The sequence below is a fragment of the Sulfitobacter noctilucicola genome (assembly GCF_000622385.1).
In the GTDB taxonomy this organism is placed as follows: Bacteria; Pseudomonadota; Alphaproteobacteria; order Rhodobacterales; family Rhodobacteraceae; genus Sulfitobacter; species Sulfitobacter noctilucicola.
The window spans coordinates 2,501,129-2,520,791 of record NZ_JASD01000008.1 but is presented as its reverse complement, the minus strand read 5'-3'; the positions used below and the strand labels follow the sequence as shown (position 1 = coordinate 2,520,791).

Genomic DNA, 19,663 nt, shown 5'->3' with positions numbered 1-19,663 from the left:
GCCGGATTACGAGCGGTCGTCAAAATCTATTGTCACGGGGAAATGGTCGGACGCTGTCACAAGGGCATCCCGCAGCTCAGGATTATTCCAACACTCCGGATCGTCCATCGGATGCCAGATGCGCCAGATCGCATCGCGTTCACGCAGTTCATCTGTGACCATGATGTAATCCAGAAGAGCCTGCAAAAAACGTTTTTCCGGCCGAATCCAGAAACGCGCCGTGGTGGGCGTGGCCCCCAGCTTCCGCGATAGAGCCTGACGTGCGTGAGGGTCATACAATGGCGCACCCTTGCCATCGCCCATGATAATTTCGACCGACGATCGCCCGAACAGACTCTCGAATTCGTCCAGGCCGGGACCGTCATTCATGTCGCCCATCACCATCAGTGGCGTACCTTCTGCCTGATGCGCTTCGATCCGACCGCGCAACCAGATCGCCTGCGCCAACTGCTTGCGCCTGTTTGCGACGTTGATGCTGAGCACCTCAGCCTGACTGCGTGCACCATGAGGTGCCTTCGATTTCAGGTGCACCCCGATCATATGGAATACAAACCCGCCCGCTGTTTGCACCGCGACCTCAAGCGGCGGTTTGGAAAACACCACCAGATCTTCGGTCGCGTCGATGTCCAGATCGATCAGCAACGCGCCGTCAAAGCGCGGCGCGTTGTGCGCACCAGCCGGCCCTGATGTCTTGCCTTGTGGTGCATGGTGCACCGTCAGCTTCTCCGGGTCGTACAGCAGCGCAATTTCCTGTTGGGTTTCATTGGCAAAGCCGATCAATGCCTCGCGGGCGCGCAGGCCAAACTGCTCTGCAAAACTGGTGAGTGCTGCGATGGTCGACCGGTTCTTGTTCTGGTCCGGCGCTTCAATAATCATAATCGCGTCCGCATCGAGCGCCTGAAAGACCACTCCCAAAGCCGCGATCTGCCGTGCACGGGTCACATTGTAGCGTGCTGACCACCCTGCATCGTCCAGCAATGTACCAGCATCGTCGAAAAGAGAGTTGAACCATTCGACGTTGTAGGTCGCGATGCGCATCAGATGGCCTTACCTGACAGCGTCTCCCAGGCACGATTGATGTCGATCATCCGCTTTTCGGCCATGCGAATGGCCTCTTGCGGCAGGCCGCGAGCAACAAGCGCATCGGGATGATTGGCCCTGACCAGTTTGCGCCAGGCCGCGCGGGCTTCTTCGAGGCTGGCATTGGGAGCAATCCCCAGAACGGTATGGGGTAAAGGAGACGTATCAGGCACGAAACGGGCACGCAGGATCGCAAAAGCGGTCTCGGACAATCCGAAGATACGCGCGACATCTTCCAGAAAGGCGTCCTCATTGGGGTGGTATGTGCCATCGGCCATCGCGATGTGAAACAAACCTTCCATCAGATCAGACAGCATTTCCGGCTGGTCATGGAACATGGCCGCGATGCGACGGGCGTAATCGTCAAACCCGGCAACATCCTGTCGCGCGAGGTTAAATACGCGAGCGGCTCCTTCTGTGTCGCCCTCTGCGACCTGAAAAACCTCACGAAAGGCCGTGACCTCGTCGCGGGTAACAACACCGTCCGCTTTGGCCATTTTTGCGCCCAGCGCGATGACCGCGATTGTAAAGGCGACCGAGCGTTCAGGCGGGCTGCGCAGCTTGTCAAAGACCGCAGACAGGCCTTCGCCAGCAGTAAGCGCGGATAGCGCTTCGGTGATGCGGGTCCAAATCGACATGGCGACTGTTTAAACGACCCCGAAAGGGAAGTCAGCGAGATTACGGGGTTTTCCACATCAATTTGAGGTCAGCCCAAGTTTGTCTTGCCGCGGATAGGCTGCGCAACCGCCTATGGTTATGAGAGGTTCACGGTCTTTCCACGCACATCGAACGCCGCGCCAAGCGCAGCCGGTCCTTTGCGGAAGTGAACACGCGTGTCTTCCAATACGGGTTGCAACATTGTTTCCAGTTCCGAAACATCGGGATGCGTAACCGTCAAAGACCGAAGGCGGGTGCCTGATGCGTCCAGCATCGCGGCGGGATGTGCGTCGCCTTCCCACTCAATAAGCGCGGGTGCGCAATTATCAAAGGGAAGGATACCATCCGCCGGCACAGCCATGCGCCACCTGAGATCGCCGCGCTGCAAAGAAACAGGTTCGCCAAATCCGTCAGGCAGGGCGCTGAGGGTTTCTTCAAGATTGTCGCAACGGCAAATCCAGTTGGTCAGCCGTGCGTTCCCCGTAAAGCGGTCAAGATCGAACCAGCGTGGCCTGTCAGGATCGGGCGCTGCAGGATTTACGGCAATCGCTTCAAGATACAGCCCGTCCTCCAACCCCAATAGGGTGTTATGCGTATGGAAAACCGCATGCTCCCCACCCTGCTGCAAGGACACACCCAGCACGGTTTCGACGTGCTGGGTGGCCGCTGCGAGGGATGGACCCGCAATGGCAACGTGATCGAGTTCTATCATGCCAGCATCCTCAGCTTCGGGCCGCGCGGATCAGTTTCAGGATATCTTCGGCAGCGACAGGGATATTCGTGCCCGGTCCAAAGATCGCCTTGACCCCTGCGTCATAAAGGAACTGATAATCCTGCTGCGGAATGACGCCACCACAGATCACCAGAATGTCTTCGGCCCCTGCGTCTTTCAACGCCTTGACCAGTTGCGGTGCCAGTGTCTTGTGACCCGCTGCCTGTGAGGAAATGCCGATCACGTGCACATCGTTGTCCACGGCATCCTGAGCGGCCTCAGCTGGCGTCTGGAACAAGGGGCCCACATCCACGTCAAAACCGATGTCAGCAAAGGCTGTCGCAATGACCTTGGCACCACGATCGTGTCCGTCCTGCCCCATTTTGACGACCAGCATACGGGGGCGGCGGCCTTCTTCTTCGGCAAATGTTTCGACCGATTTCTGAATTTTGGCAAAGCCCTCATCGCCCTCATAGGCCGCACCATAAACGCCCGCGAGTGTTTTCACTTCCGCCCGATGACGACCGAATACGTTCTCCATTGCCATACTGATCTCTCCTACGGTGGCGCGGGCGCGGGCGGCTTCGACCGCTCCTTCCAACAGGTTTCCGCCTTCCTGTGCGCGGCGGCTCAGCTCTTCGAGCGCTGCAGTGCAGGCACTTTCATCGCGGCTGGCACGGATGCTTTCCAGCCGTTTGATTTGGCTTTCGCGTACTGCGACGTTATCCACGTCCAGAATATCAATCGGTTCTTCCTTGTCGCGGCGATACTTGTTCACCCCAACAATGACTTCCTCGCCACGGTCGATATTTGCCTGACGGGTCGCGGCAGCCTCTTCGATGCGCAATTTTGGCATGCCAGAGCCCACGGCTTTGGTCATGCCGCCCAGCTCTTCGACCTCTTCGATCAGCTTCCACGCGGCTTCGGCCAGATCATGTGTCAGTTTTTCGACGTAATAGGAGCCTGCCAGCGGGTCGACGACATTCGTGACACCGGTTTCTTCCTGCAAAATCAATTGCGTATTGCGGGCAATGCGGGCGGAGTGCTCTGTCGGCAAGCCAATCGCCTCGTCCAGCGAATTGGTGTGCAGCGACTGGGTGCCGCCCAAAACAGCGCTCATCGCTTCATAGGCCGTGCGCACGACGTTGTTGTATGGATCCTGCTCGGCCAGCGACACACCAGATGTCTGGCAGTGGGTGCGCAGCATGGAGGATTTGGGGTTCTTCGGCTCGAACTCCGCCATGATCTTGTGCCACAAGAGGCGCGCGGCACGCAGTTTGGCGGCTTCCATGAAGAAGTTCATGCCGATGGCAAAGAAGAACGATAGGCGGCCTGCGAATTTGTCCACGTCCATGCCCCGCTCGATGGCGGCGCGCACGTATTCGCGGCCGTCGGCAAGGGTGAAAGCCAGCTCCTGAACGAGGTTCGCGCCCGCTTCCTGCATGTGGTAGCCAGAGATGGAGATTGAGTTGAATTTCGGCATCTCGTTCGAAGTGTATTCGATGATATCCGCGATGATCCGCATCGAGGGTTCCGGCGGATAGATATAGGTGTTGCGGACCATAAACTCTTTGAGAATGTCGTTCTGGATGGTGCCCGCCAGCAGTGATTTGTCGACGCCCTGCTCTTCGCCTGCAACGATGAAACTGGCAAGGATCGGGATAACCGCGCCGTTCATCGTCATGGAAACACTGACTTTATCCAGCGGGATGCCATCGAACAGGATTTTCATATCCTCAACGGAGTCGATGGCCACGCCCGCCTTGCCCACATCGCCCTCAACGCGGGGGTGGTCGCTGTCATAGCCACGGTGGGTGGCCAGATCAAAGGCAACCGATACACCCTGCTGACCGGCAGCCAAGTTACGGCGGTAGAAGGCGTTTGATTCTTCCGCGGTCGAAAAACCGGCGTACTGACGGATCGTCCATGGCCGGCCCGCGTACATCGTCGCCTTCACCCCACGCGTGAAAGGAGCCTCGCCGGGCATGGAACCGATGTGATCGACCCCCTCCAGATCGGAGGCATCATAGACCGGCTGGACATCAATCCCCTCAAGGGTGTTCCATGTCAGATCGTCAACACTACGGCCCCGAAGCTCCGCCTCAGCGGTGCTGCGCCAGTTGTCCTTCGTCATATCCTTGTCCTTTTTGCATGACGCCCGATGGCAGACTTATGTCTGATCTTTTTCGATGCGTATTCTCTGTCAGTCTTGCCAGACCATCCGCACCGGCAACCAGCCAGTGCAGATCGTCTGCGTAATTCTCGCGCAGCTGTGCAGCCTGCGCAGTGGTGAAGGGCTGCCACCGGCCAGCCGCATCAGGGAGAAGGCTCATGTCGCCTCCCTGCTCTTTCAGGATCTGGCGCAGATGCGGCAGGTCCAGCGAACGGTTCATCCAGCGTTTGCTGCGATCACGCGGCACCTCGGCCTCTAGCGCGCTGCTTAGCACACGGTCCGGTGTGCCTGCTGTATCCTCAAACAAAAGAACCTCGATCTCGGCTCCCGGTGCGGCACAGGCCAGATCAGCAATTACATCCCGCCAACTGCGCGGATGATCCGCAATCGCCGCAAATTTCGCTTTGGTTGGTATCGGATGGCCACGCGACACCGTCATTGCTGCGGCAGAGGCCCACCACAGATCAGGCGACCGGATGCTGAGCACAATGCGCCGCAACCGACCGCCAAAAGCTGCCGATATCCGCGCCGTGCGTTCGCCTGCTGCAGGATAAAGGCGCCCGGTACGTATGTTCTGGATACAGGTGCCTAGCAGGTTCTCGTCGCTGACCAGCAATTGACGCACGCCTTTGCCCTGCGCCTGTTTTGCAAACATACGAATACGCCCTTCGGCACGTTGTGCAACATTGCGGCCTTTTGGCGCGGTAGAACTGCGAAAGAGACCGGGGAAGACCGACCGGCGAGTTCGGTGCGGCCCCCAGAAACAGACATCGTCAGCCGCCAGCCTGTCGTGATGGTCCCTCATATAATGCTGAAAAGTTGTTGTGGCAGTGCGGTGCGCGCCCAAGTGCAGGATGACGTCCATAAAGGTCCGACCCAGTCTTTTCCATGTCGCCGCCCCGTCCGGCCATGTTGCAGGGGTGAGTGCAGTCATGCCGCCAAACCCCTTGCGTTACGCTTAATGCACATCTCTTGGCGATTTATCATCGCATTTTGGTTCCTGACACTTATATCTGAACCAGCAGGAGACACTATGAAACGCCTTATGACCCTTGTTATTGCTGGACTAATCGCGACCACAGCACTGGCGCAGGAAACACCTATGAAAGAGCCCGACACGCTGTTTTTACCCGCCGACATGGATGATTTGAGCGAATTTCGCTGGAAAAAGCGGCCAGTTCTGGTCTTTGCCGACAGTCCCGATGATCCCGAATACATCGAACAGATGGAATTGTTGCGCGCCCGCACAGAAGAATTGGTAGAGCGGGATGTAGTGGTTCTGACTGATACAGACCCTGATGCCCGATCTGCCTTGCGATTGCTGATGCGACCCAGAGGTTTCATGTTGGTGCTGGTCGGCAAGGACGGCGGTAACAAGCTGCGCAAGCCGTTTCCATGGGACGTGCGCGAGATCACCCGCAGCATCGACAAAATGCCCATGCGACAGCTGGAAATCCGCGAAGAGAAAGAGAATGCTGCCACACGCTGAAGGTGCCTTGATCGCAGCGATTCATTGCATGGCAAGTCATTCGTGCCTATATTGGGAATAGACAGAAAGGATACCGGATATGAGTACGCCAAAATCACCGCGCCCTGTCCTTGGTCAACGCGGGCCGCGCCCCGGATACTGAAAGATGCGCTGACAGCGCCTTGATCGCGCTGTTTCCGTCTTCTATCGCCTGCTTTTTCAAAGACATGTAGTCCGTATAGACCGCTATTCGTGTGCGGTACGGCTCCTGACGGAATGAGGTTGACCGCAGATCATCAATGATCGCGTCGATTGCAAATACCTGATTGTAATAGCGCGTCACCGGTTGGATCACATCTTCGGGCAAGACGTGAATTTCACCGACGATCGCTGTGAAAATCGTGTCGTTCCGCTCTGACGGGATAAACGGCATGTAATCCTCATTCTCGGCCATTTCATTCGCCACGCTTTCCCAGACCTCGTCCAGATCGAAGAACGTCAGCGCATCACGGTAGTGGGTGATCTCCGCAAGAAGCGCTGTCGCTATATCATCCTGTTTTTCACGTCTGCGTTGTTCATTCGCAAGACGGGCACGCCGTCCGGTCACAAACCAGCCCAGCACGTTCACCACTCCGGCAATACCTGCCGCAATGATGACCGGGCCTATCCAGACGTCAAAATCCATCCGGTGTTATTCGAACTCCATAATCACATCATCCACGGCAAGGCTGTCGCCCTCGCCCGCGTTGACCTTGGTCACCACACCTTTTTTCTCAGCGCGCAGGATGTTCTCCATCTTCATCGCCTCGATCGTGCAGAGCGCCTGCCCTTCCTGCACTTCGTCGCCCACGGCCACGTCCAGCTTCACGACAAGACCGGGCATCGGGCACAACAACATCTTGGAGGTATCCGGTGCCACTTTGACCGGCATCTTGCGCGCCAGCTCTGCCTGACGCGGGTTGCGGACGTGTACGGAAATATCAGCCCCACGCGTACGAATACGGAACCCCCCCGAGATTTTGCCGACTTTCATCACCAGCGGCGCATTGTCCACCATCATTGATGCGAGTTGGTCACCCGGTGTCCAGTTGCCAGACACTCGAAGACTTTCACCGCTGTCGAACTCGACGGTCGCGCCCTCTTTGTCCGCATTGATGACAACATCAAAAGATTGCCCTTGCAGGCTGACGTTCCAGTTTGCTCCGACCTTCCGCTCATGGTTGTCCATCCGGCCCGATACGCGCGCGCGGCGGATTTCTGCGACGCGGTGCATGGCGGCCGTGGCGGCCGCAATCCGGCGCAATTCGGCCTCAGCCAGCTCAACACCCTCGAACCCTTCGGGATATTGCTCTTCGATAAAGGCAGTGGTCATGGTGCCGTCGATAAAGATCGGGTGATCCATCACAGCAGAGAGGAACGGCAGGTTGTGACCGATGCCTTCGACCTCGAAGCTGTCCAACGCCACGCGCATTTGCTCAATCGCTTCGGCGCGTGTCGGTGCCCATGTGCATAGCTTGGCGATCATCGGATCGTAATACATGCTGATCTCGCCGCCCTCATAAACACCAGTGTCATTGCGCACCGCAAAAGTACCGGTAGGCGCATCATCCGCCCATTTGCCATTATCCGACAACGGGCCGGCGGCAACTTCCTGTGGCGGGCGGTAACGGGTCAAGCGGCCGATAGAGGGTAGGAAACCGCGATAGGGATCTTCAGCATACAGCCGGTTCTCGATGGACCAGCCGTTCAGTTTTACATCCGACTGTTTGATCGTCAGCTTTTCGCCATTGGCAACACGGATCATCTGTTCGACCAGATCGACACCGGTGATCAGCTCGGTCACAGGGTGTTCCACCTGCAAACGTGTGTTCATCTCGAGGAAGTAGAAATTCTTGTCGCCGTCCACGATGAACTCGACCGTACCGGCCGAAGTATAACCCACGGCCTGCGCCAACGCGACCGCCTGCTCTCCCATCGCCTTGCGGGTCGCTTCGTCCAGAAACGGGCTGGGCGCTTCCTCAACTACTTTCTGGTTGCGGCGCTGGATCGAACATTCGCGTTCGCCCAGATAGATGCCGTTGCCGTGTGCATCACACAAAACCTGAATTTCGATGTGGCGCGGCTGGGTTACGAATTTTTCGATGAAAATGCGGTCATCGCCAAAGCTGTTCGCCGCTTCGTTTTTGGAGGACTGAAACCCCTCGCGGGCCTCTTCGTCGTTCCACGCGATACGCATGCCTTTACCGCCGCCGCCTGCAGAGGCCTTAAGCATGACAGGATAGCCGACATCATTGGAGATTTTGACCGCCTCATCGGCGTCCTCGATCAAGCCCATGTAACCGGGCACTGTGGAAACCCCCGCTTCCTGCGCGATCTTTTTGGAGGTGATCTTGTCCCCCATCTTTTCAATCGCACCCACAGGCGGCCCGACAAAAGCGACGCCAGCCGCTTCAAGCGCTTCGGCGAACTTGCTGTTTTCAGACAGGAAACCATAGCCGGGATGCACCGCTTCGGCACCGCTTTCCTTGATCGCGGCCATCACCTTGTCGATGACGATATAGGACTGGTTGGCAGGCGGCGGGCCGATGTGGATGGCCTCATCCGCCATTTGCACGTGCAGCGCCTGCGCATCCGCATCCGAATAGATCGCGACAGAGGTCAGCCCCATCTTGCGGGCGGTTTTGATCACGCGGCAGGCAATTTCACCGCGGTTGGCGATCAGAATTTTCTTGAACATGGGGTGTCCTCTTGGGTCTTTGAGTAAACGCAAAAACCCTGCAACAGCGAAAGCTGTGCAGGGCGTTGATTTCGGGTACAGCGCGGGTGCGCCGGAAGGGAAAGGTTAGTTACATTTGCCGGGGTTGAGCTGGCAGTAAGCGATGTTGCCTGCTGCTCCGATGGCTGCACCTTGGGCAAGGCTGCCACTCGTGATTGCTGCTGCGCCTGCGCCAACGGCGGCACCGCCGATGCCCTGTTCGGCAATCGTGTCACCGCAGGCTGCAAGGCCCGCACAGAGGCTAAGGATGATGAGTTTGGGTGTGATCGACATTTGCTTGTTCCTTGACTGCTCGCTTGTGCAAACGAAACACGTGACAGGAACATTGGTTCCGTGTCGCGGGCAGCAGGCTTTGCCACCGCACCCGAAACATGCCCACCGGAAAAAGAGGGCAGCAGCGCGACCTTGGTCTTCTGCTGCCCTTTAGAGGAAGGGGTATGGTTTGGGTGTGTTTCAGGCGATCCGGTAAAGGGACCACTGTTCACACCCCGAACATTCCCGTATTGCGCGAGAATTCCCAAGCACGGAATTAAACCGCTGACGGTTTCGGCTATCGGCCGCTGCTTTTGATGATGCACGGGCAAATTCACGCCGATCAATCCTCGAACGCTTCGGGGAATGCAGCGCGGGCTGCGGCTTCGTCGATAACCAGCATGGATTCGTAATGCGCGGGATCAAACGGATCCGTCGCGGGCAGAACCTCGCGGCCAAAAAGCCACGACAGTCGGCCTGCATCCAGATTGCCCCGCTCGAACGGCTCATCGCCGAAGTGTTCCCACAAAGCCTTCATAAAGGCTGCATCTGCACGGCGGTCAGGTGGACGGCGATCAGAGCGACGCTCACGCCGTGTGATCGGGGTCACGCCCTTGGGGTTGGGTCTGCGGATGGTGAATTGGTAATCGGTGCTGGGCAAACGGCCCGGAAATCCGCGATGTTTCAGCATATATGCCGGCATCAGACGCCCTCCCCGAATTGGAGCGCGACGGGGGATGGAGCAGGCGCAGACGCCTGCTCCGGTACAGTCTTACTTGTACTTGCCGTTGTATACTGGCTCAACCGAGATGGGCTCGGGCTCGACAACAACGTATTCTTCTTCTGTCTGGCCGGACGTACAGGCAGCGACAGTGGCGATGAAGCCAATGGCTGCCAGGAATTTGATGCTCTTTGACATCTGAGTCTCCTGTCTATGTGAGTGGTACGCGCATCGTTAAACTGCCTCACGCGCACCGTTACTGAGGTAAGGGATACTTGGGTATTCCTTGATGCCTTTATAGGGTAGTCCGCTTTAAAAACATATCCAGCCTTACGCAATCGGCGGACTTGTGACGGTAAAGCCTCAATAGAGCACACGGATGAGCATTCTGCCGCAAGATATTGTGGTTGCATCATAATGCCTCCCAGATACAGGTGTTATCAACAGGGCGATAGGCCTCGAAAAGCTGGGTCGCTTCGGGGTCGGCCTGCCCGAATTCGGTAGCGCGGTCAGCCATTGAGATGACGATCACATCGCCTTCCAGCGCGTATTCATTTGCGTAAGGAATGGCAGTTTCGGTGCACAGATACATCATATCATCACCAGTCGCATCGTAATCCACGCCACCTGAAGTACCGACTAATTCGGGGGCCACAAAACGAAAGCGCAGCCATGTTTCTTCGCCTACAGTATCTACCAGAACCTCTTGCAGGCTGACCGGCTGACCCGAGGGCACGTCAAAGCCCCAGGCGGGACTTGCGGCCAGAAACGCGGCTGTTACCACGCGCATCATCGAACAGGTCCCGCCAGAGCCGAAAAGAAGGCCGAAGAGATCAATTTGAGGTCATTAGAATCACATAGATTTCGGACCTGAAAGCCGCCGCTTTCTATGAGGCAGACAGCAATGGACCGGCACTTCAGAAATGTCATGCTGCCCACCTTTTTGTAGGCACCGCACCGCTCAGTTGTTGCGCAACGCCTTTATCAAACTGTCTTTGTCCATGTCGGAGCGTCCGTCTATCTCCAGCTCCTGCGCCCGCTCGTAGAGCGCATCTTTCGTCCATTCCTCGTAGGGTGGCTGACTGCCCCCCTTCTCGGATGGATTCTGATCGCTGTCTGCTTTGGCGTTCGCAATCCGTGCGGCTTTTTCCTTGGATGCGCCATCCTCGCGCAGAGCTTCGTAGGTCGCATCGTCCTTGATGCTTGGTCCGTGATCTTTGGTCATGCTGTTCTCCTTTGCAGAAGAACGGCACGACAGGCAGATGGGTTCCCTGCACGGGCAACACTGGTTCTGATTTGAGGCGGCGCATCACAATCCTCACAGCGGAATGTTGTCGTGCTTCTTCCAAGGCATGGTTTTTTTCTTATTCCGCAAGGATGCAAAGGCACGCGCGATGCGCTTGCGCGTCATCCGTGGCTGGATCACCTCGTCAATAAACCCACGCTCAGCAGCAACAAACGGGTTCGCAAAGCGGTCCTCGTATTCCTTGGTGTGTGCGGCGATCTTGTCGGGATCATTTTTGTCAGCACGATGAATGATCTCAACCGCCCCTTTGGCCCCCATCACGGCCACTTCGGCCGTGGGCCACGCGTAGTTGAAGTCAGCCTGCAAGTGCTTGGACGCCATAACAACGTAAGCCCCGCCATAGGTCTTGCGCGTGGCCACGGTGACCATCGGTACTGTCGCTTCGCCGTAAGCGAACAGCAGCTTTGCACCGTGTTTGATCACGCCGCCGTATTCCTGCGTGGTGCCGGGCAGGAAGCCGGGCACGTCGACCAGCGTAAGGATCGGGATCTCGAAGGCATCACAGAACCGCACAAACCGTGCAGCCTTGCGTGAGCTGTCAATATCAAGCACACCCGCCAGCACCATTGGCTGGTTTGCCACGACACCAACGGTACGGCCTTCGATGCGGATAAAGCCGGTGATCACGTTTTTGGCGAAGTCTTCCTGTATTTCATAAAAATCACCTTCGTCCGCCAACTTCAGGATCAGCTCTTTCATGTCGTAGGGCGTATTGGCGTTGGCAGGGACCAGCGTATCAAGGGACGGCTCGATCCGCTCGGGATCGTCAAAGAACGGACGGACCGGAGGCGCTTCGCGGTTGTTGGACGGCAGAAAATCGACCAAACGGCGCACTTCTGCCAGTGCTTCGACATCGTTTTCAAACGCGCCATCCGCAACCGAGGACTTCTTGGTGTGCGTGCTGGCCCCCCCCAGCTCTTCAGCCGAGACTTCTTCGTTGGTGACGGTCTTGACCACTTCGGGGCCCGTCACAAACATATAAGAGCTGTCTTTGACCATAAAGATGAAGTCGGTCATCGCTGGCGAATAGACCGCACCCCCGGCGCATGGCCCCATGATCACGCTGATTTGCGGGACCACACCGGATGCTTCGATATTGCGCTGGAACACTTCGCCGTATCCCGCGAGTGAATCCACACCTTCCTGAATACGTGCACCGCCGGAATCGTTGATCCCGATCACAGGTGCGCCGTTTTGCACGGCCATATCCATAATCTTGCAGATTTTCTTCGCGTGCGTTTCGGAGACCGAACCGCCCAATACCGTGAAGTCCTGAGAGAACACATAGACCAGACGGCCGTTGATCGTGCCCCAGCCAGTGACAACGCCATCACCCGCTGGCTTTTGTTTTTCCATACCGAAATCGGTGCAGCGGTGTGTTACGAACATATCGAATTCTTCGAACGACCCGTCATCAAGCAGAAGATCAACGCGTTCGCGCGCGGTCAGCTTGCCCCGGCCATGCTGCGCATCGATCCGGGCCTGTCCACCCCCCAAACGGGCGGCTTCGCGGCGCTCTTCGAGCTGTTCGAGAATATCTTTCATGGCTAACCCCTGCTTAACATTTAGCCGATACTACCTAACGAGACAGGGCAGAGGAAAGAGCGTTTGTGAATATTTGCAAAGTATATTCACTTGCAAGTTAGCTAATTGCAATATTGCAAATCTCGCCACACTGAATGGACAAGGCGGTCAGGTCGGATTACTTGCATATGCATGAATAACGCAGATGCATCGCTGCCGACCATTCGCTTCTTGGACCGCAGCACACCCCCGACCGTATTAACATTGATATTACTGGCCGGCCTGTCGGCCCTGGTGATGAACATCTTCCTGCCAAGCCTGCCCCAAATGGCAGAGCACTTTGACACATCCTACGCCACCATGCAGCTATCTGTACCGCTCTACCTTCTGTTTAGCGCGATACTGCAACTGTTCGTCGGCCCGATCTCGGACAACCTGGGCCGCCGGAAAGTGATGATAACTGGTCTGGTTCTGTTCATGCTGGCCACCTTGGGCTGCATCTTTGCACCCAATACGCTGGTATTCCTCATCTTCCGGATCGCGCAGGCCGTCATCGCAACTGCCATGGTCCTTAGCCGCGCGGTGCTACGCGACCTTTACACGCAGGATCAGGCCGCTTCCAAAATCGGATATGTCACCATGGGCATGGCGCTGGTTCCAATGGTGGCGCCTGCTGTTGGCGGTGCAATCGAACAGGTCGGTGATTGGCACGCAACCTTCTGGCTGATGTTCGCGATTGCCGGTGGCATTCTCGCTCTGGTGATCTGGGACATGGGAGAGACGGCCCGCCCTTCCGATATCTCGATCCTTCGGCAATTTCGTGAATATCCAGAATTGCTGCGCGCCCGTCGGTTCTGGGGCTATGCGTTGGCGGCAGCTTTCTGTTCGGGAGCATTTTTCGCCTATCTGGGCGGCGCACCCTTTGTCGGGTCCATCGTATTCGGCCTCGATCCGTTCTGGCTGGGCATCTATTTCGGCGCACCCGCAATCGGATATTTCTGCGGCAACTGGATCACAGGTCTGTTCGCGACGCGGTTTGGCGTCAACAGACTGGTGCTTGCCGGATGCCTTGCCAACGCCACCGGTGGCACATTGACCCTTTTATTGTTTCTGGCAGGTTACGGGACCGCCGAGACCTTCTTTGGCTTGATGACGCTTGTCGGACTTGGCAACGGCCTGTGTATCCCCAACGCGACCGCAGGTATGCTCTCTGTGCGTCCGCATATTGCGGGGACTGCCTCGGGTCTGGGGGGCGCGATCATGATTGGTGGTGGCAGCGGCCTTGCCGTACTCGCCGGTATGTTGCTCACGCCCGAAACCGGTGCTTACCCGCTCATTCTTATCATGCAGATCACCGCGCTCTGCGGTGTGGTCTCAATCCTTTTTGTGATCCGCCGCGAACGCATACTCGCCTTGCAGCACTAGCTTTGCAAAGCTAGGCTAGGCCCGTCTACAAATCTGCAAAGGGCGCGCCGATGGCTACTCAAAAACTCTATGCGGGTGCAAAGTTGCGCGAACTGCGCACAAAGCTAGGCCTGACACAGAAGGATTTTGCCGCGCGCCTCGGTGTCTCCCTCCCCTACCTGAACCAGATGGAGAACAACAACCGGCCCATTTCTACAACCGTCGTTCTTGCTTTGGCGTCCGAGTTTGGCCTCGACGTCACTGAGCTGAGCGCCGGAGATAGCGAAAGGCTGGTGAGCGACATGCGCGAGGCGCTGGCGGACCCGGTGTTTCAGGGCAAGCTGCCACCAATGGCAGATATCCGTCTGACGGCGTCAAATGCACCTGCCCTTGCGCGGGCTCTGCTCGATCTCCACCAAAGCTACCGGCAGGTGCACGAGCGCCTCGCCTCACTTGACGAAGCACTGGGACGCGAAGAAGCGCGCGCCGCGCCATCCGCTTGGGAAGAGGTACGCGATTTCTTTCACTATTGCGATAATTACATCGACGCAGTCGATCAGGCGGCAGAGCATTTTGCGGGCAGAACAGGTGGGCATCGGAACATGCGCGTGGCCGCTGTCTCTGCTTTGGCAAATGCAGGCGTGACGGTGGAGTTCGAAGACACTGACACTCTGCGCCGCTTTGACCCTGACAGCAAAACTCTCGTGCTTTCGGGCCGCGTTGCCGCACAAACCCAAACATTCCAGCTGCTTCTTCAGGTTGCGTTAACCAGCCAGAACAAGCTGTTGGAGGCCACACTTGATCTTGCGCGATTCACAACATCCGATGCGCGGAGCATCGCGAAGATCGGGCTGGCAAATTATTTCGCAGGGGCGGCCCTGATGCCCTATACACGTTTCCACGCTGCTGCCCAAAGCTGCCGTCATGATCTCGAACTCTTGTCTAGCCAGTTCGGCGCATCAATCGAACAGGTCGCCCACCGGCTTGCCACATTACAACGTCCCGCGGCCAAAGGCGTGCCATTTTTCTTTGTGCGCGTCGATCAGGCAGGCACGATCACCAAGCGCCATTCGGCAACACGATTACAGTTCGCACGCTTTGGTGGTGCCTGTCCGCTCTGGAACGTCCACCGTGCGTTTGAAACCCCCGGTCGGTTCCTACGCCAACTGGCCGAAACACCCGACGGAGTACGCTACATCAGCCTCGCACGCGATATCTCGAAACCCGCCGGCCGGTTCGGAGCGCCCGTTCGCCGCTTTGCGATCGCCTTGGGTTGCGAGATGCGCCACGCAGATCAACTCGTTTATGCCGACGGCATGGATATGTCGCGGGATTCCGCCTTTGAACCTATCGGAATATCGTGCCGGATTTGCGAGCGTAAAGCCTGTCATCAACGCGCGGTCCCCCCGCTGGAACGGCACCTCATCGTCGATCAGAACCTGCGCGAGACGCTACCTTACCGCGTTGAATAATCTAGCGTTTTGCCGGTCGCCATCCTGAGGCACGCGCCTGTGCTTCGGAACAAAACCAGCGTTCGCCGTGCTCTGGTCGGATACCGGTACGTTCATAGAACTTCTGGCCCGGCATGTGGTAGATACGGGCACCTTTGGCGCTGATGTTGCCTTTGATGCGGCAGGAAGCATCAGGAGCATCCCGTCCTCTGATACGCGTCAAACGGTACCGCGCGGGCGACTGAATGGTAAATCCGTGGATGCCACGATCTGCGACAACCGCTGATTTCTCTTCCAAATCATAGTCATAAGAATACTTGCGGTATGCAAAGGCCAGCCCATCCGATACCAAACGCTGCCCGATATCTTCACGACCGACGTAGCAGCGCGCAACAACACGCCCATAGCGATCGCGGTCCACAGGTTCGCACCGCGCTTGCGCACCTTGGTAAAGGTCGCGGACCTGCTGTGTGACCCAGTCTCCACACCCCCAGTTTTGACCGTTAAGGGTGGTGCAGGGCTGATCCCGCTCAGGTGCGTCAATGCCGTGCAATCTTACACGGGTGGTCCCTACGTCCAGGGTGTCACCATCAATGACTCGCACCTTTCCGCGCACGTCTGCCGCAAGCACTTGTGCGGCCAGCAGAAAAGCGAGCGCAAAACATGAACAAATCCTTAACATAAGGTTAATGTGCGTCGGCTCTGACGCATAATCAACCAAATTGCTTAAGGAAGGTTAAGGATCTTTTACCGCTGTGTCGTTGCCCACGCGGGGTGGTTCCATGGCATGTCGTTGGCCCGCGGCAGCGGCTTAAGCCCCAGTAGATGATCCGACACTTTCTCGCCCACCATAATGGAAGGGGCGTTCAGATTGCCGTTGGTGATGCGCGGGAAAATCGAGCTGTCCGCCACGCGCAACCCCTCAACACCAATGACCCGCGCCTGAGGATCTACCACCGCCAACGTATCGTCAGGCTTCCCCATGCGACAGGTACCGCAGGGGTGATACGCGCTTTCGGCATGCTCGCGAATGACATCATCAAGTTCCGCGTCAGTCTGATAGGACTCACCCGGTTGAATTTCATGCTTCACAAACGGCTTGAACGCCTCTTGCGCAAAAATCTCGCGTGTCAGCCGGATACAAGTGCGGAACTCGTCCCAATCTTGCGGATGAGACATGTAATTAAAACGAATGACCGGATCGTCGGCAGGATTGCCCGATCGCAGTGTGACAGTCCCGCGGGAGCGTGAGCGCATCGGACCGGTGTGCGCTTGAAAACCGTGTCCCTCGGCAGCGGCCTGTCCATCATACCGAACCGCAATGGGCAGAAAGTGGAATTGAATGTCGGGATAGGGCACCCCCGCCGCAGAGCGAATGAAACCCGCGCTCTCGAACTGGTTCGATGCCCCCATGCCCCGCTTTGTGAAAAGCCACTGCGCGCCAATGACGGCTTTGGACAACAGGTTCCAGTGTTTATAAAGGGTAATCGGCTGGGATGCTGCCATCTGGATATACATCTCAAGATGGTCCTGCAGGTTTGCGCCCACGCCAGGACGATCTGCAATCACCTCGATGCCATGTTCGGTCAGATGTGCCGCTGGACCGATACCAGAGAGCATCAAAAGCTTGGGCGAGTTGATAGAGGACGCCGCCAACACAACTTCGCACTCCGCCTCGATCACCTCAAGCCGCCCGCCCCGCAGGACTTCAACGCCTTTGGCACGCCCCCCTTCGATCAGGACACGCTGCGCCAGCGCCTGCACCACTTCCACGTTTCCGGTCTTTTGCGCCGGCCTCAGATAGGCGTTCGCGGCGGACCACCGACGGCCCTTCCAGACGGTTTGCTCCATCGGGCCAAAGCCTTCCTGTTGCTCACCGTTATAATCGTCCGTGACCTGATATCCGGCCTGCTGACCCGCCCGCACAAACGCATCGAAAAGCGGATTGGTCCGGGTGCCCCGACTTACATGTAAAGGACCGTCTGTGCCGCGCCAAGCGGGATCACCACCATGACCGCCGTCATGCCAGGTTTCCATCCGCTTGAAGTAAGGCAGTACATCGGCATATGCCCACCCTCGCGCACCGGCCTCTTCCCAGTGGTCAAAATCCTGCGCGTGACCGCGTACGTAAACCATTCCATTGATGGAAGACGAGCCGCCAATGACTTTGCCCCTTGGGCAAACCAGTTGGCGGCCACCCAGATGCGGTTCCGGCTCAGACTTGTAGCCCCAATCATACCGTTTCATGTTCATTGGATAGCTCAGCGCTGCCGGCATCTGGATGAAAGGCCCCGCATCGGTCCCGCCATGCTCGATGACGATAACCTTGCGGCCAGCCTGCGCCAACCGGTAGGCCATGGCGCATCCTGCGCTGCCGGCCCCAACAATCACAAATTCAGCTTTCACAGTCTCACCACATCTTTCGTGATTCTGCACAGGGTCAAGGATCGCGTCAGCGACGGGGCTTTGCCCCGCTTGTCCTTGAGGCTGCGCAGAATCGCACCTTCAAAATTGTACTGGTGTCTTGAGCCACAGACTGTGGCCTCAAGCACCTCTCAGCAAATCCACCAACCGGCTGGCCCATCCGCGCCGCCCGATCTCTTGGGCTCGCCTCTCATCCGCACCAAGAATGTCTTGCGCGTCAGCGCGCCTTCGGATCACGCCCCTCAGAAGGGCGCTTCGACGTCATCCATCCGGACAAAGACCGACTTCAACTGGCTATAGTGCTCAATTGCCGCCTTCGAATTCTCGCGGCCCACACCGGAATTCTTTGATCCCCCGAAGGGCGCCTCTACCGGCGCGTCATTGTAGGTGTTAATGTAGCAGGTCCCTGCCTCGAACCGCGCGGCAACGCGGTGGGCGCGGGTCAGATCGCGGGTGAATACGCCCGCCGCCAGACCAAATTCGGTGTCATTGGCACGCGCCATGACATCGTCTTCATCTTCGAAATCAAGCACAGCCATCACAGGTCCAAAAATTTCTTCCCGCGCAATGGCCATATCGTCGGTCACATCGGCAAAAACGGTGGGTTGCAGATAGAACCCCTCGCGCTCAAGCCGCGCACCGCCTGTCACAAGCCGCGCACCTTCTGACTGGCCCTTCTCGACGTACCCCAGCACGATATTCATCTGCCGCTCGGACACCATCGGGCCAAAGCTTGTATCGGGGTCCATCGGATCCCCGATAACCGCGTTGCCCAGTCGCTCTGTCAGACGGCTCAGGAATTTCTCTTTGATCGCCTTGTGTACAAACACACGTGTACCGTTGGAACAGACCTGTCCCGAGCTGTAGAAGTTGCCGAGGATAGCGCCGCCAACGGCGTTTTCGATGTCCGCATCGTCAAAGACGATCAGCGGGGATTTTCCGCCAAGCTCCATTGTCACATGTTTGATGCCTTCGGCAGCGGCGGCATAAACCTTGCGGCCGGTGGGTACTGAACCGGTCAATGATACCTTGTCCACGCGGGGGTCCGTGACCAGCGCACTGCCGACCTCACCCATGCCCTGCACCACGTTATAAAGACCCGCGGGCAGGCCCGCTTCATAAAGAATTTCTGCCACCTTCAGTGCGCAGAGAGGTGTAGTCTCAGAAGGCTTGAAGATCATAGCATTGCCGCAGGCGAGCGCGGGTGCGCCCTTCCAGCAGGCAATCTGCGTTGGATAGTTCCAAGCACCAATGCCAACGCAGACGCCCAGCGCCTCGCGCCGCGTATAAACCCAGTTCTCGCCCAGCTGGATATGCTCGCCTGTAAGTGTCGCAGCCATACCGCCGAAATACTCCAACGCATCCGCTCCCGAGGTGGCATCGACAACGGAGGTCTCTTGATAGGGTTTGCCGGTGTCATAGGTCTCAAGCACGCTGAGGTCGTGGTTGCGCTCGCGCATGATCTCTGACGCGCGACGCAAGATGCGGCCCCGCTCCGTGCCGGTCATCGCGGCCCACGCGGCTTGGGCCTTTTTTGCCGAAGCGATTGCCTGATCGACGATAGCAGGCGTTGCTGCATGTACGGTCGCAATCTTTTCGCCGGTGGCAGGGTAGATCACGTCAATCGGGGTCCCTGCGGTGTCTTCTACATAGGAACCATCGATGAAATGGCTTGCGGGTGGCTGCGTGTCGTATGGCATCTGCTGTGCGTCTCC

Annotated in this window: 19 protein-coding genes; 3 read left to right on the top strand and 16 right to left on the bottom strand. The window is 57.5% G+C overall.

The window, feature by feature from the left end; genetic code table 11:
• Nucleotides 1–6: 6 nt before the first annotated feature.
• The 5 genes from Z946_RS0115920 to Z946_RS0115900 form a co-directional block, all read right to left on the bottom strand.
• Nucleotides 7–1,038 carry an endonuclease/exonuclease/phosphatase family protein gene (locus Z946_RS0115920; protein ID WP_025056717.1) on the bottom strand — a complete coding sequence of 344 codons (1,032 nt, stop codon included), beginning with the start codon at nucleotides 1,036–1,038 and terminating at the stop codon, nucleotides 7–9.
• Nucleotides 1,038–1,718 (bottom strand): molecular chaperone DjiA, encoded by a 681-nt coding sequence (locus Z946_RS0115915; RefSeq protein WP_025056716.1) that lies wholly within the window; start codon nucleotides 1,716–1,718, stop codon nucleotides 1,038–1,040. The genes Z946_RS0115920 and Z946_RS0115915 overlap by 1 nt, the downstream gene beginning before the upstream one ends.
• Before the next feature lie 116 nt (nucleotides 1,719–1,834).
• On the bottom strand, nucleotides 1,835–2,449 hold the full coding sequence (locus tag Z946_RS0115910; RefSeq protein WP_025056715.1) for a VOC family protein: 615 nt from the start codon (nucleotides 2,447–2,449) through the stop codon (nucleotides 1,835–1,837).
• A gap of 10 nt (nucleotides 2,450–2,459) precedes the next feature.
• On the bottom strand, nucleotides 2,460–4,583 hold the full coding sequence (gene scpA, locus Z946_RS0115905; RefSeq protein ID WP_025056714.1) for a methylmalonyl-CoA mutase: 2,124 nt from the start codon (nucleotides 4,581–4,583) through the stop codon (nucleotides 2,460–2,462).
• Nucleotides 4,552–5,556: a hypothetical protein gene (locus Z946_RS0115900; protein WP_241461342.1), complete on the bottom strand. Its 1,005-nt coding sequence runs from the start codon at nucleotides 5,554–5,556 to the stop codon at nucleotides 4,552–4,554. Before Z946_RS0115900 ends, scpA begins: the two co-directional genes overlap by 32 nt.
• 99 nt (nucleotides 5,557–5,655) lie before the next feature.
• Here Z946_RS0115900 and Z946_RS0115895 point away from each other — a divergent pair, with 99 nt between their 5' ends.
• Nucleotides 5,656–6,111: a DUF4174 domain-containing protein gene (locus Z946_RS0115895; protein WP_025056712.1), complete on the top strand. Its 456-nt coding sequence runs from the start codon at nucleotides 5,656–5,658 to the stop codon at nucleotides 6,109–6,111.
• A 94-nt stretch (nucleotides 6,112–6,205) separates the two neighbouring features.
• On the opposite strand, the gene Z946_RS0115890 is transcribed toward Z946_RS0115895, so the two are convergent.
• From Z946_RS0115890 to Z946_RS0115855, 8 genes are all read right to left on the bottom strand, one after another.
• Nucleotides 6,206–6,775: a hypothetical protein gene (locus Z946_RS0115890; RefSeq protein WP_025056711.1), complete on the bottom strand. Its 570-nt coding sequence runs from the start codon at nucleotides 6,773–6,775 to the stop codon at nucleotides 6,206–6,208.
• A 6-nt stretch (nucleotides 6,776–6,781) separates the two neighbouring features.
• On the bottom strand, nucleotides 6,782–8,827 hold the full coding sequence (locus Z946_RS0115885) for an acetyl-CoA carboxylase biotin carboxylase subunit (protein ID WP_025056710.1): 2,046 nt from the start codon (nucleotides 8,825–8,827) through the stop codon (nucleotides 6,782–6,784).
• Nucleotides 8,828–8,932: 105 nt separating this feature from the next.
• A complete protein-coding gene (locus Z946_RS0115880) occupies nucleotides 8,933–9,139 on the bottom strand; it encodes a hypothetical protein (protein WP_025056709.1) in 207 nt (68 codons plus the stop codon).
• Between the two features lie 322 nt (nucleotides 9,140–9,461).
• Nucleotides 9,462–9,809 carry a hypothetical protein gene (locus Z946_RS0115875; protein ID WP_025056708.1) on the bottom strand — a complete coding sequence of 116 codons (348 nt, stop codon included), beginning with the start codon at nucleotides 9,807–9,809 and terminating at the stop codon, nucleotides 9,462–9,464.
• Nucleotides 9,810–9,890: 81 nt separating this feature from the next.
• Nucleotides 9,891–10,037: a hypothetical protein gene (locus Z946_RS21685; protein WP_169736909.1), complete on the bottom strand. Its 147-nt coding sequence runs from the start codon at nucleotides 10,035–10,037 to the stop codon at nucleotides 9,891–9,893.
• A gap of 214 nt (nucleotides 10,038–10,251) precedes the next feature.
• A complete protein-coding gene (locus tag Z946_RS0115865) occupies nucleotides 10,252–10,632 on the bottom strand; it encodes a DUF6497 family protein (RefSeq protein WP_025056707.1) in 381 nt (126 codons plus the stop codon).
• A gap of 168 nt (nucleotides 10,633–10,800) precedes the next feature.
• Entirely contained in the window at nucleotides 10,801–11,064 is a 264-nt protein-coding gene (locus Z946_RS0115860; RefSeq protein WP_025056706.1) for a DUF7218 family protein, read from the bottom strand.
• Nucleotides 11,065–11,157: 93 nt separating this feature from the next.
• Nucleotides 11,158–12,690 (bottom strand): acyl-CoA carboxylase subunit beta, encoded by a 1,533-nt coding sequence (locus Z946_RS0115855; protein WP_025056705.1) that lies wholly within the window; start codon nucleotides 12,688–12,690, stop codon nucleotides 11,158–11,160.
• 171 nt (nucleotides 12,691–12,861) lie between these two features.
• Between Z946_RS0115855 and Z946_RS0115850 the strand changes: the two genes are divergently transcribed.
• Both Z946_RS0115850 and Z946_RS0115845 read left to right on the top strand, forming a co-directional pair.
• Nucleotides 12,862–14,094, top strand: a complete 1,233-nt coding sequence (locus tag Z946_RS0115850) for a multidrug effflux MFS transporter (RefSeq protein ID WP_037969252.1) — start codon at nucleotides 12,862–12,864, stop codon at nucleotides 14,092–14,094.
• 50 nt (nucleotides 14,095–14,144) lie between these two features.
• The gene (locus Z946_RS0115845; RefSeq protein WP_025056703.1) at nucleotides 14,145–15,545 is read left to right on the top strand and encodes a helix-turn-helix domain-containing protein; all 1,401 of its coding nucleotides are present in this window, start codon (nucleotides 14,145–14,147) and stop codon (nucleotides 15,543–15,545) included.
• Nucleotide 15,546: 1 nt separating this feature from the next.
• Here Z946_RS0115845 and Z946_RS0115840 read toward each other — a convergent pair whose 3' ends face one another.
• From Z946_RS0115840 to betB, 3 genes are all read right to left on the bottom strand, one after another.
• Nucleotides 15,547–16,128 carry a thermonuclease family protein gene (locus Z946_RS0115840; protein ID WP_311733197.1) on the bottom strand — a complete coding sequence of 194 codons (582 nt, stop codon included), beginning with the start codon at nucleotides 16,126–16,128 and terminating at the stop codon, nucleotides 15,547–15,549.
• A 143-nt stretch (nucleotides 16,129–16,271) separates the two neighbouring features.
• The gene (gene betA / locus Z946_RS0115835; protein ID WP_025056701.1) at nucleotides 16,272–17,930 is read right to left on the bottom strand and encodes a choline dehydrogenase; all 1,659 of its coding nucleotides are present in this window, start codon (nucleotides 17,928–17,930) and stop codon (nucleotides 16,272–16,274) included.
• A 260-nt stretch (nucleotides 17,931–18,190) separates the two neighbouring features.
• Nucleotides 18,191–19,648 (bottom strand): betaine-aldehyde dehydrogenase, encoded by a 1,458-nt coding sequence (gene betB / locus Z946_RS0115830; RefSeq protein WP_025056700.1) that lies wholly within the window; start codon nucleotides 19,646–19,648, stop codon nucleotides 18,191–18,193.
• Between the last annotated feature and the right edge of the window lie 15 nt (nucleotides 19,649–19,663).

Excerpts from the sequence above, each read along its gene's own strand:
- scpA (WP_025056714.1), bottom strand. The coding sequence starts at position 4,583 with ATGACGAAGGACAACTGGCGCAGCACCGCTGAGGCGGAGCTTCGGGGC.
- Z946_RS0115850 (WP_037969252.1), top strand. The coding sequence starts at position 12,862 with ATGAATAACGCAGATGCATCGCTGCCGACCATTCGCTTCTTGGACCGC.
- Z946_RS21685 (WP_169736909.1), bottom strand. The coding sequence starts at position 10,037 with ATGTCAAAGAGCATCAAATTCCTGGCAGCCATTGGCTTCATCGCCACT.
- Z946_RS0115860 (WP_025056706.1), bottom strand. The coding sequence starts at position 11,064 with ATGACCAAAGATCACGGACCAAGCATCAAGGACGATGCGACCTACGAA.
- Z946_RS0115885 (WP_025056710.1), bottom strand. The coding sequence starts at position 8,827 with ATGTTCAAGAAAATTCTGATCGCCAACCGCGGTGAAATTGCCTGCCGC.
- Z946_RS0115900 (WP_241461342.1), bottom strand. The coding sequence starts at position 5,556 with ATGACTGCACTCACCCCTGCAACATGGCCGGACGGGGCGGCGACATGG.
- betB (WP_025056700.1), bottom strand. The coding sequence starts at position 19,648 with ATGCCATACGACACGCAGCCACCCGCAAGCCATTTCATCGATGGTTCC.
- Z946_RS0115865 (WP_025056707.1), bottom strand. The coding sequence starts at position 10,632 with ATGATGCGCGTGGTAACAGCCGCGTTTCTGGCCGCAAGTCCCGCCTGG.
- Z946_RS0115895 (WP_025056712.1), top strand. The coding sequence starts at position 5,656 with ATGAAACGCCTTATGACCCTTGTTATTGCTGGACTAATCGCGACCACA.
- Z946_RS0115880 (WP_025056709.1), bottom strand. The coding sequence starts at position 9,139 with ATGTCGATCACACCCAAACTCATCATCCTTAGCCTCTGTGCGGGCCTT.
- Z946_RS0115845 (WP_025056703.1), top strand. The coding sequence starts at position 14,145 with ATGGCTACTCAAAAACTCTATGCGGGTGCAAAGTTGCGCGAACTGCGC.
- Z946_RS0115920 (WP_025056717.1), bottom strand. The coding sequence starts at position 1,038 with ATGCGCATCGCGACCTACAACGTCGAATGGTTCAACTCTCTTTTCGAC.
- Z946_RS0115915 (WP_025056716.1), bottom strand. The coding sequence starts at position 1,718 with ATGTCGATTTGGACCCGCATCACCGAAGCGCTATCCGCGCTTACTGCT.
- Z946_RS0115855 (WP_025056705.1), bottom strand. The coding sequence starts at position 12,690 with ATGAAAGATATTCTCGAACAGCTCGAAGAGCGCCGCGAAGCCGCCCGT.
- Z946_RS0115910 (WP_025056715.1), bottom strand. The coding sequence starts at position 2,449 with ATGATAGAACTCGATCACGTTGCCATTGCGGGTCCATCCCTCGCAGCG.
- Z946_RS0115875 (WP_025056708.1), bottom strand. The coding sequence starts at position 9,809 with ATGCTGAAACATCGCGGATTTCCGGGCCGTTTGCCCAGCACCGATTAC.
- Z946_RS0115890 (WP_025056711.1), bottom strand. The coding sequence starts at position 6,775 with ATGGATTTTGACGTCTGGATAGGCCCGGTCATCATTGCGGCAGGTATT.